The 14,014-nt window shown below is 65.3% G+C and carries 11 protein-coding genes; 5 read left to right on the forward strand and 6 right to left on the reverse strand.

Going from position 1 to position 14,014, the window contains the following annotated elements; translation table 11 throughout:
- Positions 1-166 precede the first annotated feature (166 nt).
- The gene (locus C5L14_RS21255) at positions 167-1,033 is read right to left on the reverse strand and encodes a helix-turn-helix transcriptional regulator (protein WP_105864078.1); all 867 of its coding nucleotides are present in this window, start codon (positions 1,031-1,033) and stop codon (positions 167-169) included.
- Positions 1,034-1,125: 92 nt separating this feature from the next.
- On the opposite strand from C5L14_RS21255, the gene C5L14_RS21260 reads away from it, so the two are divergent.
- Complete coding sequence (locus tag C5L14_RS21260) at positions 1,126-2,019, forward strand: SDR family oxidoreductase (RefSeq protein WP_105864079.1); 894 nt, start codon at positions 1,126-1,128, stop codon at positions 2,017-2,019.
- Positions 2,020-2,061: 42 nt separating this feature from the next.
- Here the strand turns inward: C5L14_RS21260 and C5L14_RS21265 are convergent, their stop codons facing one another.
- Positions 2,062-4,236: a primosomal protein N' gene (locus tag C5L14_RS21265; RefSeq protein WP_105864080.1), complete on the reverse strand. Its 2,175-nt coding sequence runs from the start codon at positions 4,234-4,236 to the stop codon at positions 2,062-2,064.
- Positions 4,237-4,357: 121 nt separating this feature from the next.
- Positions 4,358-5,530, reverse strand: a complete 1,173-nt coding sequence (locus tag C5L14_RS21270) for a hypothetical protein (protein ID WP_105864081.1) — start codon at positions 5,528-5,530, stop codon at positions 4,358-4,360.
- A 183-nt stretch (positions 5,531-5,713) separates the two neighbouring features.
- On the opposite strand from C5L14_RS21270, the gene leuB reads away from it, so the two are divergent.
- Positions 5,714-6,814, forward strand: coding sequence for a 3-isopropylmalate dehydrogenase (leuB, locus tag C5L14_RS21275; RefSeq protein WP_105864082.1), 1,101 nt, complete (start codon positions 5,714-5,716; stop codon positions 6,812-6,814).
- 266 nt (positions 6,815-7,080) lie between these two features.
- On the opposite strand, the gene C5L14_RS21280 is transcribed toward leuB, so the two are convergent.
- Entirely contained in the window at positions 7,081-8,493 is a 1,413-nt protein-coding gene (locus C5L14_RS21280) for an aminotransferase (protein WP_105864219.1), read from the reverse strand.
- A 227-nt stretch (positions 8,494-8,720) separates the two neighbouring features.
- Between C5L14_RS21280 and C5L14_RS21285 the strand changes: the two genes are divergently transcribed.
- Positions 8,721-9,374 carry a TetR/AcrR family transcriptional regulator gene (locus tag C5L14_RS21285; protein ID WP_105864083.1) on the forward strand — a complete coding sequence of 218 codons (654 nt, stop codon included), beginning with the start codon at positions 8,721-8,723 and terminating at the stop codon, positions 9,372-9,374.
- Positions 9,375-9,849: 475 nt separating this feature from the next.
- Positions 9,850-10,899: a polyamine ABC transporter substrate-binding protein gene (locus tag C5L14_RS21290; RefSeq protein WP_245443478.1), complete on the forward strand. Its 1,050-nt coding sequence runs from the start codon at positions 9,850-9,852 to the stop codon at positions 10,897-10,899.
- A gap of 52 nt (positions 10,900-10,951) precedes the next feature.
- Here the strand turns inward: C5L14_RS21290 and C5L14_RS21295 are convergent, their stop codons facing one another.
- Positions 10,952-12,256 carry a M20/M25/M40 family metallo-hydrolase gene (locus tag C5L14_RS21295; protein WP_105864085.1) on the reverse strand — a complete coding sequence of 435 codons (1,305 nt, stop codon included), beginning with the start codon at positions 12,254-12,256 and terminating at the stop codon, positions 10,952-10,954.
- Positions 12,257-12,464: 208 nt separating this feature from the next.
- On the opposite strand from C5L14_RS21295, the gene C5L14_RS21300 reads away from it, so the two are divergent.
- A complete protein-coding gene (locus C5L14_RS21300) occupies positions 12,465-13,214 on the forward strand; it encodes a rhomboid family intramembrane serine protease (protein WP_105864086.1) in 750 nt (249 codons plus the stop codon).
- Between the two features lie 65 nt (positions 13,215-13,279).
- Here the strand turns inward: C5L14_RS21300 and C5L14_RS21305 are convergent, their stop codons facing one another.
- The gene (locus C5L14_RS21305) at positions 13,280-13,930 is read right to left on the reverse strand and encodes a hypothetical protein (RefSeq protein ID WP_105864087.1); all 651 of its coding nucleotides are present in this window, start codon (positions 13,928-13,930) and stop codon (positions 13,280-13,282) included.
- Positions 13,931-14,014: the final 84 nt, after the last annotated feature.

The following is a 14,014-nucleotide window of genomic DNA, read 5'->3' on the forward strand; positions in this document are numbered from 1 at the left end:
CGGCGGCGCAGAGCCTGGAAAAATCCGGTTTTTCGAGGTCGTTTTCGTGCTGGAGACGCTGCAGATAGGCGGCATCCCGAATGCCGTGGGCCATGCGGGAATCGATGGTGAGCGAATGGCGCGAGCCGCGCGCCGGGGAGGGCAGGGGTGAGGGGAACCCTCGCGTTTAACTTGACCTGCCCTTTCCCGACCCGGGAGAGGGGCTTGCCAGCCCGTCGAGGAAGGCCCTGATCCTGTCGCGGTCTTCCAGAGTCGGGTTGTAGACCAGCATGCTCAGATCGGGGCGGCCGTCGACGGCAAAGGCCGAATATTCCAGCGTGATCGGGCCGAGCACAGGGTGGCGCAGGCGCTTGACGCCGTCGCCATGGGCACGGACATCGTTGTCGCGCCACATGGCCTCGAATTCGGGGCTGAGCCGGCAGAGCTCCTCGATGAGGGGCTCCACTTCTGCCGCAGCTCCCGCGCGCGCCGTGTCGGCCCTGAACGTCGCCACCACGAAGCGGGCCACGCTCTCCCAGTCATATTGGGCGGCACGCACGCGCGGGTCGAGGAACATGAAGCGCAGGACGTTGCGCTGCTGCGGCGGCAGCGCGCCATAATCGGTCAGAATCGCGGCCGCCGCCTTGTTCCAGGCCACGATGTCCCAGGTCGCGGTCTTGACCAGGGCCAGGCTCGGGTGGAGAGCGTCGAGCACGCGTTGCAGCCGCGGCGTGACGTCCTCGCCCTTGCGGTAGCGCACTTCGGGCGGGCGTCCCAGGCCGAGCAGGAAGAGATGTTCGCGCTCGACCTCGGTCAGCAGGAGCGCACGGGCGATGCGGTCGAGCACATCGGCCGAGGGCGCGCCGCCGCGCCCCTGTTCGAGCCAGGTGTACCAGGTCGGGCTGATATTGGCCCGCTGGGCGACCTCTTCCCGGCGCAGGCCAGGCGTGCGGCGGCGCGCCGGACCGAAGCCGAAGGCGGCCGGGTCGAGCTTGGCGCGGCGATCCCTCAAATAGGTGCCGAGCCGGATCTCCTGCGTGGTCTGTCCGCTCATCCTGTTAGCCATTATAATACGATAAAGTCACTACTTTACCAGGATAATCCAAAGCCCGATGCTTGTCTCCTATCTTGCTGGGAGACTTGCTTATGCGCGTATTCGTGACCGGCGCGACCGGATTCATCGGCTCGGCCGTCGTAAAGGAGTTGATCGGGGCGGGCCATCAGGTGCTCGGCCTCGTCCGTTCCGAGGAGAAGGTAGCGGCCCTGACCGCGGCGGGTGCCGAAGCCCATCGCGGCTCGCTGGAGGATCTCGACAGCCTCAAGGCCGGCGCTGCCCGTTCGGACGGCGTCATCCACCTCGCCTTCAACCATGATTTCTCGACCTTCGCCGCCAATTGCGAGGATGACCGCCGCGTGATCGCGGCGCTCGGCTCCGCGCTCGCCGGCTCCGACAAACCCCTGATCGTGACTTCGGGCACGGCCATGGCCAGCACGGTGCCCGGCGAACTGGCCAGGGAGGATGGCCCGGTGATCAGTTCGAAAGTAAACCCCCGCGCGGCCTCCGAAGAGGCCGCCGCGGCAGTGGCCGCTGAGGGCGGAAACGTTTCGGTGGTGCGCCTTCCCCAGGTTCACGACACCGTCAGGCAGGGCCTCGTCACCTATGCGATCGCTTTGGCTCGCGAAAAGGGCGTGTCGGCCTATGTCGAGGAGGGCCGGAACCGCTGGGCGGCGGCCCCCATCCTCGATGTCGCCCGCCTCTACCGCCTCGTACTCGAGAAGGCCGAGCCGGGTTCGAAATATCATGCGGTGGCGGAAGAAGGCGTGACGCAGCGGGAAATCGCCGAAGTAATCGGCCGCGGCTTGAAAGTGCCGGTCAAATCCATCGCTACCGGCGAGGCCGGAGCTCATTTCGGCTGGCTCGGCCTGTTTGTCGGCCACGACATGCCGGCCTCCAGCGAGCAGACCCGCCGCAAGCTGGGGTGGCAGCCCGTCGGGCCTGGCCTGATCGCCGATCTCGAGGCGATGGATTACGGCGTATAAGGGGCAATTCCCCTCTCCCCTCCCGCCTCGGAGAGGGGAGCCTCATGCAAAGCTCATCGGGTCGATGTCGATATCGACCGCGAGCTGGCCCGTCACCTTCGGCCCGGCGGCGAGCCAGGCGCGGATATAGTCCTGCAGCGCGAAGTCGCGCGGGGCCTGCAGGATCAGGCGCATGCGGTGGCGCCCGCGGATCACCGCGATCGGCGCCTCGGCTGGGCCGAGCACGCGCAAAGCGGCATCGAAGGGCGCCAATTTGGCGAGTTGGCGGGCGAAGCCCTCCGCCTTGCCGCGGTCCTCATCGGAAATGGTCAGCGCGGCCATCCGGCCATAGGGCGGCAGGCCGGCCTTGGCGCGCACGGCGATCTCGCGCGCATAGAAGCTTTCCTTGTCGCCGGAGACCAACGCCTGCATCACCGGATGCGAGGGATCGTAGCTCTGCAGCAGGGCCCGCCCCGGTCGTTCGCCGCGCCCGGCCCGGCCGGTGACCTGGCCGAGGAGCTGGAAGGTGCGCTCGGCCGCGCGCGGGTCGCCGGTACCGAGGCCGAGATCGGCATCGACCACGCCCACCAGCGTCAGATGCGGGAAATTGTGCCCCTTGGCAACGAGCTGCGTGCCGATCACGAGATTGGCCTCGCCCCTGGCGACGCTGTCGAGTTCCTGGCGCAGGCGCTCGGCGCTGCCATGGATGTCGGAGGAGAGGATCACGGTGTGGGCGTCGGGAAAGAGGCCCGAGACCTCCTCCGCGATACGCTCCACCCCCGGGCCGCAAGGGGTGAGTGTGTCCTCGCCCTCGCAGCTCGGGCAATGCCGCGGCACCGGCGCGGTATGGCCGCAATGGTGGCAGACCAGGCTCTTGCGGAAACGGTGCTCAACCAGCCAGGCCGTGCAGTTGGGGCATTGGAAGCGGTGCCCGCATTTGCGGCAGAGGGTCAGCGGGGCATAGCCGCGCCGGTTGAGGAAGAGCAGGGCCTGTTCCCCGGCCGCGAGCGTTTCCCTGACGGCCGAGACCAGGCTAGGCGCGATGAACTTGCCGCGCTCGGGTCCGCCTTCGCGCATGTCGACCGTGGCGATGGCCGGCAGCGCCCGCCCGCCGAAGCGCTGGGGCAGGGTGATATGGCCGTAGCGACCACGATCGGCATTGACGCGGGACTCGATCGAGGGTGTGGCCGAAGCCAGCACCACCGGCGCATCGATCAGCCGGGCTCGCACCACCGCCATGTCGCGGGCATTGTAGCGCGGCCCGTCCTCCTGCTTGTAGGCGCTGTCATGTTCCTCGTCGACGATGATGAGGCGCAGGTCGACGAAAGGCAGGAACAGGGCCGAGCGTGCGCCGGCCACCACCGCAACCTCGCCCTTGGCGATGCCGTGCCAGAGCCTGGCCCGTTTGTTGGCCGATACGCCCGAATGCCATTCGGCCGGGCGCACGCCGAAGCGTTCAGCGAAGCGATCGAGGAACTGGTTGGTCAGCGCGATCTCGGGCAGCATGATCAGCGCCTGTCCACCCTGCCTGACGGCCTCGGCCACCGCCTCGAAATAGACCTCTGTCTTGCCCGAGCCGGTGACGCCTTCGAGCAGGGTCGCCGAGAAGCGCCGGGCCGCCACGGCCTGGCAGAGGCTGGCGGCGGCCAGCGCCTGGGCTTCGTTCAGGCTGGCGCTGCCGAAGGCGAGATCCGGGGTGCCGGCAACCGGCTCCGGCGGCAGGGCCAGGGGCTCGACCACGCCCGCATCGACCAGGCCGTCGACCACGCTCGGCGACACACCGGTGGCCTCGATCAACGCACGCTTTTCATGCACGAAGCCGTCGGACAGATGGTCGAGCACGCGCCGGCGTGCCGCCGTGAGCCGCTCGGGCTCGTGCTTGCCCAGGCGGTAGCCGAGCCTCTGCTTCTCCGGCGGCAATTCCGGTGCGCGCAGGGCCATGCGCATGATCATGCCGCGCGGCGTCAGCGTCCAATTCGCCACCCATTCGATGAAGCGGCGCATCTCGGCCCCGAGCGGGGGGATGTCGAGGCGTTCCTCGACATATTTCAGCCGGTTGGAGGAGGCGGGCAGCACGCCGTCGCCATCCCAGACCACGCCGACCACCTCGCGCGGGCCGAGGGTGACCCGCACCACATCGCCCGGCATCAGCGTATTGCCGAAGGGCACGCGGTAGCTGTAGGTGCGCTCCAGCGCCACCGGCAGCAGCACCTCGACGACTTCGCCCGGATTAGCCATGGGCCCCCGCGCTCCGGGAGGCCTGCCTCGATGGGATATGCGCCACGATCATCCCCGACAGGTCGGGGAGGGGGCTGAGTCTGTCAAGGGCGGCTCACGCCGACCAAGCCGCTTGCTCCCGCTAGTTCGTCTTGAACAGCAGGATCGCCTGCACGCCGTCGCCGGCGCTGGTATCGAAGCGGGCCGTGATGCCGCCGGGCAGATGGTAGAGATAGGCGAGGGTGTCGAGCCCTGTTCCCGGGAAGGGCTCCCCCACCGGTTCTCCCATCAGACGCTTGAGGGTGATCAGGCTATCGCCGATCCTGACTCCGCCGACCTTGCCTTCGAAAGGAGCGTCGAGGCGGATGGTCTCGACCTTTTTGTCGTCCGAGAGATAGAGGGCGAAGCCTTTGCCCGGATAGAGCGCCAGCCGTTCGCCGCCGGCGCTGGTGTAGGGCTGGGGCGGGCTGGTGGTGCCGAAGGCGCGCTGGGCTTCCTCCATGCTGGCATCCACGGTGACAGGCACGCCTTCGATGGCGGGAGGCGTGGCGGGGACTATCTGAGCCGCCGGTGCGGTGCCGAAGCGGCCCTCGTAAGCGGCGACCAGGAACGCCAGGATGTCCGCGTCGTGCGAATAAGCCTCGGAAAGTTTGGTGATGTAGAGGCGGGTATTGTTCGGCGTGCAGGGGGATGCCGGTTCGGACGCCAGGCTGCGCACTCTCTCGGCGATCTGGCTGCGGCCAGCCTCGCCGAGCATGCCGGGCAGGGCCGTTTCCGCCATTTGCCATTGCCCCCGGTAGCATGCCGTCGCATAGGCATTGTGCCGGCTGCGTGCCTCGGTCATGCGCAGCAAGGTGCTGACGATGTCGTCATGCAGGTGGCCCTGGTCCTGCGTCTTGGATCGTTCGGCGACGCTCTTCTTCACGTCGGGAGCCAGCCCGGCATAGTCAGGCGGCGGTGGGGCCGGGCGCCCGAAGACGGCGATCTCGATGTCCTTGAAGCTGTAGAAGCCGATGGAATAGCCGAGCTGGAACAGGGCCAGAGGAATGGCTGCAATCACCACCAGGGTGCGCGGCCACCAGCGCTGCGGCTGGCCGGGAGAGCCGTCGCGGCGCAGCATGGTGAAGGCGAGGCCCAGGGCGATGATCGCCATCCCGACGCCCAGCAGGTTCAGGTCGGATTCGAACACCACCTCGCCATTGACCTTACGCCTCTCGGAAGCGCCCAGGAAAAGCCAGAAGGGCAGCACGCCGAGAAGAATGGCGACCAGGGGGCGCTTCAGATTGCGCCAGAGATCTTGCGTAGGCTCGTTCACGAACAGGCTCCCTATCGTCACCGTGCCGACGGACGCGATTCGCGCGCAATCTGGGGCAGGCCCGGGGGAAAGGTCGAGTCTCCTGGGGAACAGCGCCGTCCGGGGATGGCAGGGCGCCTCCTCGCTTGCACCTTCCCCCCTGCTCGTCTAATCAGCCGGCATTCCAATCAAAGGTGACAGGTCATGGCGACGCAAAAGCTCCTCCTTCTTCCTGGCGACGGCATCGGTGTCGAGGTGATGGCGGAGGTCAAACGCCTGATCGCCTTCCTCAACAAGACCGGCCTCGCCTCCTTCGAGACGGAAGAGGATCTGGTCGGCGGCGCCGCCTATGACGCTCATGGCAAGGCGATCTCCGAGGACGCCATGAAGCGGGCCGATCAGGCCGACGCGGTGATGTTCGGCGCGGTCGGTGGTCCGAAATGGGCCGACGTCCCCTATGAGGCGCGTCCCGAGGCGGGCCTGCTGCGCCTGCGCAAGGATCTCGGCCTCTTCGCCAATCTGCGTCCCGCCGTATGCTATCCGGCGCTCGCCGAAGCTTCCTCGCTCAAGCGCGAACTGGTCGAAGGCCTCGACATCATGATCGTGCGCGAGCTCACCGGCGGCGTTTATTTTGGCGAGCCCAAGGAGATCGTCACGCTGGAAAACGGCGAGAAGCGCGCCGTCGACACGCAGGTCTACACCACCCATGAGATCGAGCGCATCGCGCGCGTCGCCTTCGACCTCGCCAAGGTGCGCCGCGGCCTGGTGCATTCCTCCGAAAAGCACAATGTCATGAAGTCCGGCGTGTTGTGGAAGCAGGTCGTCAGCGAAGTCCACAAGGCCGAATATGCCGACGTCAAGCTCGAGCACATCCTGGCCGACAATTGCGGCATGCAGCTGGTGCGCACGCCCAAGCAGTTCGACGTCATCGTCTGCGACAACCTGTTCGGCGACATGCTCTCCGACGTCGCCGCCATGCTGACCGGCTCGCTCGGCATGCTGCCTTCGGCCGCGCTCGGCGCCGAGGACGCCAAGACCGGCAAGCGCAAGGCGATGTATGAGCCGGTGCATGGCTCGGCCCCCGACATTGCCGGCAAGGGCCTTGCCAATCCGATCGCCACGCTCGCCTCCTTCGGCATGGCGCTGCGCTATTCCTTCGGGCTTTCGGAGGCCGCCGATCGCCTCGACGCCGCTATTTCCACGGTGCTCAGCGAGGGTCTGCGCACCAAGGATATCGCCAGCGCCGGCCAGAATGCCGTCTCGACCAGCGAGATGGGCGCGGCCGTGATCAAGGCAATGGGGTAAGGCGTCGTCCGGAAATAACTGAAGCGCCATCTTTGTCATGCCCGGACTGACCCGCCCATCCAGGAGCACCCCGCCTTCGACTTATGGGGTGGAGACTGGATTGCAGGGTCAGGCCCGGCAATGACAAACGTCGAGCCAATTCGGTTCGTTCGGTGATGGACGAACCCGGAGCAAAGCGCGTTCAGGCGTGAACGCTTGTTTGCTCTGGCTCCTTGGTTTGGCGCGTCTTTGCGTTTCTTGGCGATTCCGCCAAATGGCAAAACGCTTTAGCGTCGCCACAGGCCTTCGCGTTCGAGGTCGTCCATCGTCCGCGAAATGCCCTCGCACAGGATGGCGGCCATGTCGTCAATCTGGGCGCGGGTGATGGTCAGCGGCGGCGACATCACGCACATGTTGACGATCGGACGCACCAGCAGGCCGAGTTCCTGGCAATGGCCGTCGATGCGCTTGCCGATGGTCTCGTCGAGCGCACCGCTCTCCGCGCCGGCAGGTCCTGCGATACATTCGATGCCCGCCATCATGCCGACGCCCCGCACCTCGCCGACCAAGGGCAGGTCCGCGAGGCTGTGGAGCCGGGCCTGGAAATAGGGCACGACCTCGCGCACATGGTCGAGGACACCGCCTTCCAGGATATCGAGATTCTTCAGGGCGACCGCGCAACCGATGGGATGGCTGGTGTTGGTCAGGCCGTGGGCAAACATCGCCTCGGGGTGGTTGGAGCGCCTGAGGTCTTCGAGGAGGTGTTCGGAAATCACCACGCCGCCCAGCGGAAAATAGCCCGAAGTGACGCCCTTGGCGAAGGTGATCATGTCCGGATCGAGCCCGAACACCTCTCTCGAAGCGAAGACATGGCCGAGCCGGCCGAAGGCCGTCACCACCTCGTCGGAGATATAGAGGATGTCGTTGGCCCTGCAGATCTCGCGGATGCGCGGGAGATAGCCATCCGGCGGCACGATGACGCCGCCCGAGGCCTGGATGGGCTCAGCGACGAAGGCCCCGATCCGCCCGGCCCCGACCCGGGCGACGGTGTCGCGGAACTCGTCGACCAGGAAGTCGGCGAATTCGGCTACCGTTGTGCCGCGGGGGCGGCGGAACGGGTTCGGCGCCGAAAGCTTGACCACGAGATCGCCGGCGCTGTCCATCCAGTCATTGTCGCGCGGGCGGGCATTGAGCGAGGCGGACAGATAGGTCGAGCCGTGATAAGCGCTGCCGCGGCTGAGGATCAGTTTCTTGTCCGGCCGGCCGCGCACATTGTTGTAGAATTGCATGAAACGCAGCGCCGTCTCCACGGCCGAGGACCCCCCGGTGGTGAGGAAGACGTGGTTGAGGTCGCCCGGCGCATGGGCGGCGATCCGCTCGGCCAGCGCGACGGAGGGCGGGTTCGTGGTGTACCAGGGCGAGTTGTAGGACAGCGCCATCGCCTGTTCATGCATGACGTCGGCAAGTTCCCGCCGACGATGGCCGATATTGGTGCACCACATACCGGCGGGGCCGTCGATCAGACGCTTGCCCGCGGCATCGGTGATGTAGATGCCCTCGCCCTCGCCGATCAGCGGGCGGGCCTCGTCGCCCACGGTTTCCGCCACCGGCCAAGGCTGGATCAGATGACGCTTGGCGCGCTCTGCGACATTCTTCTCCACCGCCGCCATCATCACTGCCGTCGAGCCGATCGTCGTCATCGTCGTCACCTCGTCTTTTTCAGCCGCGACATGACCAAAGGCAGGTCCATCAACGGCCTTTTCGCCGAAAACCACTTCTCTAATTGCTATACGTTCGTTCAGTTAAAGGCAATATACTGAACGAACGTATAGCAAAAAACAGCATTGACAATCCTGCCGTTCTCGCCAAGCATGCCGCAAATACGCCGCGCTTGGATTGCGCGGCGAGACAGGATGGTCGCACTAGGATGAGTACTGCTACAGGGACAAGCCGCGCGCGGATCAACCGGGCCGAGCGCCGAAGCGAGTTGATCGACGCGACGATCGATTGCCTGGCCCGCTACGGCTATGAAGGCACCACGATCGGTGTCGTCGCCGAGACGGTCGGCATGTCCCGCGGCATCGTGAACTTCCATTTCGAGACCAAGGAACAACTGCTGCTGGAGACGTTGCGTTTCCTATCGGACGAATATCGCGATCATTGGCGTGCTGCGCTTGCGCAGGCCGGCCCATCGGCTCCGGAAAAGCTCTGGGCCATGGTCTTGGCTGATTTCGACCGCAGCATCTGCACGCCCCGCAAACTGGCGGCCTGGTGCGCTTTTCGCGGCGAGGCGAAGGCGCGCCCGACCTATCGCAGCATGTGCAACGCGACCGACCAGGAGAATCTGGACGTCGTCGCCGAGCTCTGTGCCGAACTGGTGCCCGCCGGCGTCGATGCTCGCAAGCTGGCACGCGCGATCGTATGCATGCTCGAAGGCCTGTGGCTGCATCTGTTGATCGCGCCCAAGAACCTGTCGCGGGAAGAAGCGCGCGATGTCGCGGCGTCGCATCTTGCCATCGTGCTGCCCGACCATTTCACGCCGTCGGGACCTGTTCCGACGGAGCGAGCATCCCGGGGCTGATCCGTGCCGGAAGCCCAACCGTCCTGAGCGAGCGGGAAGGAGGAAACGCTTATTGCCAGTGGGGAGACAAAAATACCCGAGAGCAGGCTGGGTGGCTTGCTCCAGGCAATAGCCTGATCGAATTCGTCACTCGGGCTGCTGGTGCGGAAGCGTCGAAGCGCGCTCGCTTAGCCTGTCCGGACTTCTGAGCCGCGCCGAGCAAGTTTTCTCGGCGCGAGCGGTCGCGCCCGCATTTGACGCAGCGAGATCGCCCGACATCCGTCACCGCAATCGTGGTCCTTCGTGCGGGACCGCACCCCATCCGTCCGCGTATGGCGCCGGCGGCAATGATGACGCACGTCCAGAGGAGATATCCATGCCGTTTCGCCCCATCCAGATACAAAAACAGCTTTCCCGCCGAAGTCGCTTCCGTCCGTTCCAATGTTTGGTAGTGGCCGGTGCGGCCCTGACGGCCATGCTGTCGTCCAGTCTTGCCATGGCAGGCGACAGAGTCGTCAACGTCTATAGCTGGGCCGATTACATTGATCCCGCTACCCTGGAATCCTTCACCAGGGAGACCGGCATCAAGGTCGTCTATGACACCATGGATTCCAACGAGGTGCTGGAGACCAAGCTCTATGCCGGCCATTCAGGCTATGACGTGGTCGATCCCACCGGTCCCAACCTGAAGCGCGAGATCGCGGCCGGCGTGTTCCAGCCGCTGGACAAGGTCAGGATCCCCAATCTCAAACATGGCTGGGACGAGGTGTTCCAGCGCCTGGCCTTCTACGATCCGGGCAACCGATACGCCGTAAACTATATGTGGGGCACCACCGGCATCGGCTACAATGTCGAGATGGCCAGGAAACGCCTGGGCGATATGCCGATCGACAGCTGGAGCATCGTGTTCAAGCCGGAGAACCTCGCCAAATTCGCCGATTGCGGCGTCAGCATCCTCGATACTCCCGACGAACTGATCCCACCCGCTCTGAAATATCTCGGCCTCGACCCCGATTCCAAGAATCCCGAGGACATTGCCAAGGCGGGGGATCTGCTCAAGGCCATCCGGCCCTATGTCCGCACCTTCAGTTCCTCGGGCTATCTCAGTGCGCTCTCCGCCGGTGATCTCTGCCTGGTCGTCGGTTGGGCCGGCGATGTCATTCAGGCGCGCAACCGCGCCATCGAGGCCCACGCCAAGTCGCCTGCCAGCACCCTGGTCGACATCCGCTATGTCGTGCCCAGGGAAGGCGCCCTGATCTGGGTCGACGGCTGGGCCATCCCCAGGGATGCCCAGCATGTCGAGGAAGCCCATGCCTTCATCGACTACATGATGCGCCCTGAGATTGCCGCGAGAAACACGGAGTTCATCTCCTACGCCACCGGCAACCTCGCCGCGCAAAAGTTCATCAAGCCCGAGATCCTCAAGGATCCCGCCATCTTCCCCGACGAGGCCACCATGGCACGCCTGTTCACCACCACTGCGCCGGACGCCAAGATCCAGAAGCTGTGGACGCGGACCTGGACCAACATCAAGACCAACGAATAGGGTCTCGGCCAGCAGGCACGGCAGGGCTTGCCGCGCCCGGGCCGGGCTCCGCTTATTTCGCCTTGCCGGCCGAAACGTCCATGATCAGCCGCGCCAGCAGATAGAGGCGCGGCACCACCGAATCGAGCTCGACATATTCGGCGTCGTTGGAATGGGCGCCGAAGCCGCGCAGGCCGAGGCCTTCCAGCACCGGTCCCCTGGCCTTCAGCCCTGCGAAGGCGGCGTCCGTGCCGCCGCCGCCGGCCTTGTCGATCACCGTCAGTTTCTGGCCGATCTCGCCATAGATGGTGCCGGCCCGGGCCGCCAAGGCGCGCCCGGCGTCGCTGGGCTGCAGGGGCGGGCGGCGGCGCTCGAACACCGCCTCGATCTTGCTGTCGGGCAGGAGCTTTTTGGCGATGCGTTCCTTCACCGTCTTCTCGATGCGATCGAAATCGGCCATGCGCTGCATGCGCACATCGGCCTGGGCGGTCGCTTCGGCCGGGATGACGTTGCGGTTGGTGCCGGCCTTGGCCACCGTCCAGTTCAGCTTGAGGCCGATCTTGGGATCGGAGAGGTCGCGCATCTGCAGGATCTGGTGCGCCAGTTCATAAAGCGCGTTGACGCCGCGCTCGGGTGCGGCCCCGGCATGGGAGGCTTTGCCCTCGACCTTGAGGGCGACGGCGCCGATGCCGGCCGTGGCGAGGGTGATCTTGTCCGTGCCCGTGCCCCCGCCTTCCAGGGAGAACACGGCGTCCTGCTCGGCGCCGATTTCGGTGAGGAGCGCGCGCGAACCGGGCGAAGAGATCTCCTCGTCGCCGTTGATCATCACCGTCAGCGTGCCGTAGTCCCTGAAATTCAATTCCTTCAGCAGCGCGACGGTGGTGAGGGCGAGGGCGACGCCATGCTTGTCATCGGCGATGCCGAGGCCATAGGCCTTGTCGCCGTCGATGCGGAAGGGCTGCTGGGCCAGCATGCCCTCGAGATAGACCGTGTCCATATGGGCGATCAGCAGGATTTTCTTGGTGCCCGTGCCGGTGAAGCGGGCAAGCACGACCTTGCCGAGCTTCTCGGGCGTATCCTGCATGCGGTAGACGTCCTTCGGCTCGATCTGCTGCACCTCTCCGCCCAGGGCCTTGAGGCGGTCCGCGATCAGCGCGGCGATCTCAGCCAGGCCATCGGGGTCCTTGCTGCCCGATTCGATGGAGACCAGCGCCTTCATGGTATCGATCAAGGACTGGCGCTGCGCTTCGGCCTGCTTGAGCACGGCCTCCTGTGGGGCGGCCAAGGCGGGGCTGGTCTCGGCGATGATGGCCAGGGCCGGCAGGGCGGCCATGACGACGGCAAGGGCAGCGGCGCGAGATCGCGAGCAACGGTGCATCTGGTTCCTCTCGGACTGCGATCACCCTCCAATGACCTGGGCAGATGATGCATAAATGCCGCGCATTATCAAAATAGTATGCGGGATGACGGTAAATAGCCTGCGCTAACGGCTCTGCTCGCTGTCCGACCTTTATTCCCGCTGCTACTCGCCTTACATTGGTGTTGCCGTCACGCGACTTGCATCGGCATGCGATACGGGGCGCGAGATGATCATACCGCTTTATGACGACAACCCGCACCGGCGTATCACCCGGGCTTACGTGAATTGGGGGCTGATCGCCACCAATGTGCTGGTGTTCGTGTTCTTCCAGTCGGGCTATGTGCCCGGTACCTTCGTGGCGGATACGGCTGGCTTCACTTATTCCTACGGCATGATTCCGGTGGTGCTGTTCCAGAAGATGCAGCTGCCCCCCGAATATATCAGGGTGCCGGAATGGCTGACGCCGATCACCTCCTCCTTCGTGCACGGCTCATGGATGCATCTGACCGGCAACATGCTGTTCCTGTGGGTGTTCGGCGACAATGTCGAGGATGACCTCGGACGCTGGCGCTATTTGTTCTTCTATCTGGCCTGCGCCGTGCTGGCTTCTTTCGCCTATGCCTTGACCGCGCAGGATTCCACCAGTCCGCTGATCGGAGCGTCCGGGGCGATCTCGGGGGTGGTGGCCGCCTATGTGCTGCTGCATCCCAAGGTGAAGATCTGGGTACTCCTGTTCTTCCGCATTCCGCTGAAGCTGCCGGCCTATTGGGCGATCGGGGCCTGGATCCTCTATCAGGCCTATTTCGCGCTCTACGCCTATTTCGTCACCTCGACCGACGACATCGCCTGGTTCGCCCATCTTGGCGGGCTGGTCGCCGGTGCCATCCTGGTGCTGCCGCTCAAGCGGGCCGACGCACCCTTGTTCGACAACGCGCCGCCCCAGGCGCAGAACGACTGGCGCGACACGTTCGATTGAGGGCCGGCGCAACCGATGCCGGCGAAGCCTTATCTCTCGTTATGTCGCGAGAGCCTTATGCGCCATCAGTTCGATGCGGCGGGCTCGGGTTTGCTGTGCCGGGGCTTGCCAGCATGTGGCTTGGCCGGTTGGGGCTGGGCCGCCGGTTCGGGCTGGATGGCAGCCGGACCGGGAACCGGGGCAGCCGAACGCGCGGTCCGTACATAGGCCCCCAGCAGCTTGGTGCCGTAGAATTTTTCGAGCACGGAACTGCTGGCAGCACTGACAAGCCGGCTTTCGACCAGGGAGCGGTCCTGCGCTGCCGCCTGCACCGCGCCTATCACTCCCTGCACCTGATAGGCATCCTGGACATAGAGCGGCACGGCCTTGGGCGGGGCAGTGGAGCCGACATCGCTTACCAGCATGGTGCCGCCCATGTGGTTTTGGTCGCCAATCAACAGCGACAGCGCCGGATTTTTAAGATGATAGGATTCGATCACGATAGCGACGCGCTTGGGCGCGCCGGTCTGCGGAAAGCGGCTTGCCTCGTTGACCACGGTGGCTTGAAGGCGGGTTTCCGCGCCGGGCGGCGCCGGGCTGCGGGAGGGCGACGCGGTAACGCTGACTTCCTTGATATAGGCTTGTCCCGGCTGGGGGAACATGCCCGCCGTTTCGCAGCTCGCAAGGGCGGCTGCCAGGAGGAGGGCGCCGGAGAATTTCACACTCGTCTTGAACATTCAGAACCTGCTTTCCGTTCAGGCGTTGGCTGGAGATCTTCATTCTTGTTCGTGCTCCATGCCTCGGCCGCGCAAAGCCGCGGC

Origin of the sequence: Labrys okinawensis (genome assembly GCF_002982075.1) — a bacterium.
GTDB lineage: Bacteria > Pseudomonadota > Alphaproteobacteria > Rhizobiales > Labraceae > Labrys > Labrys okinawensis_A.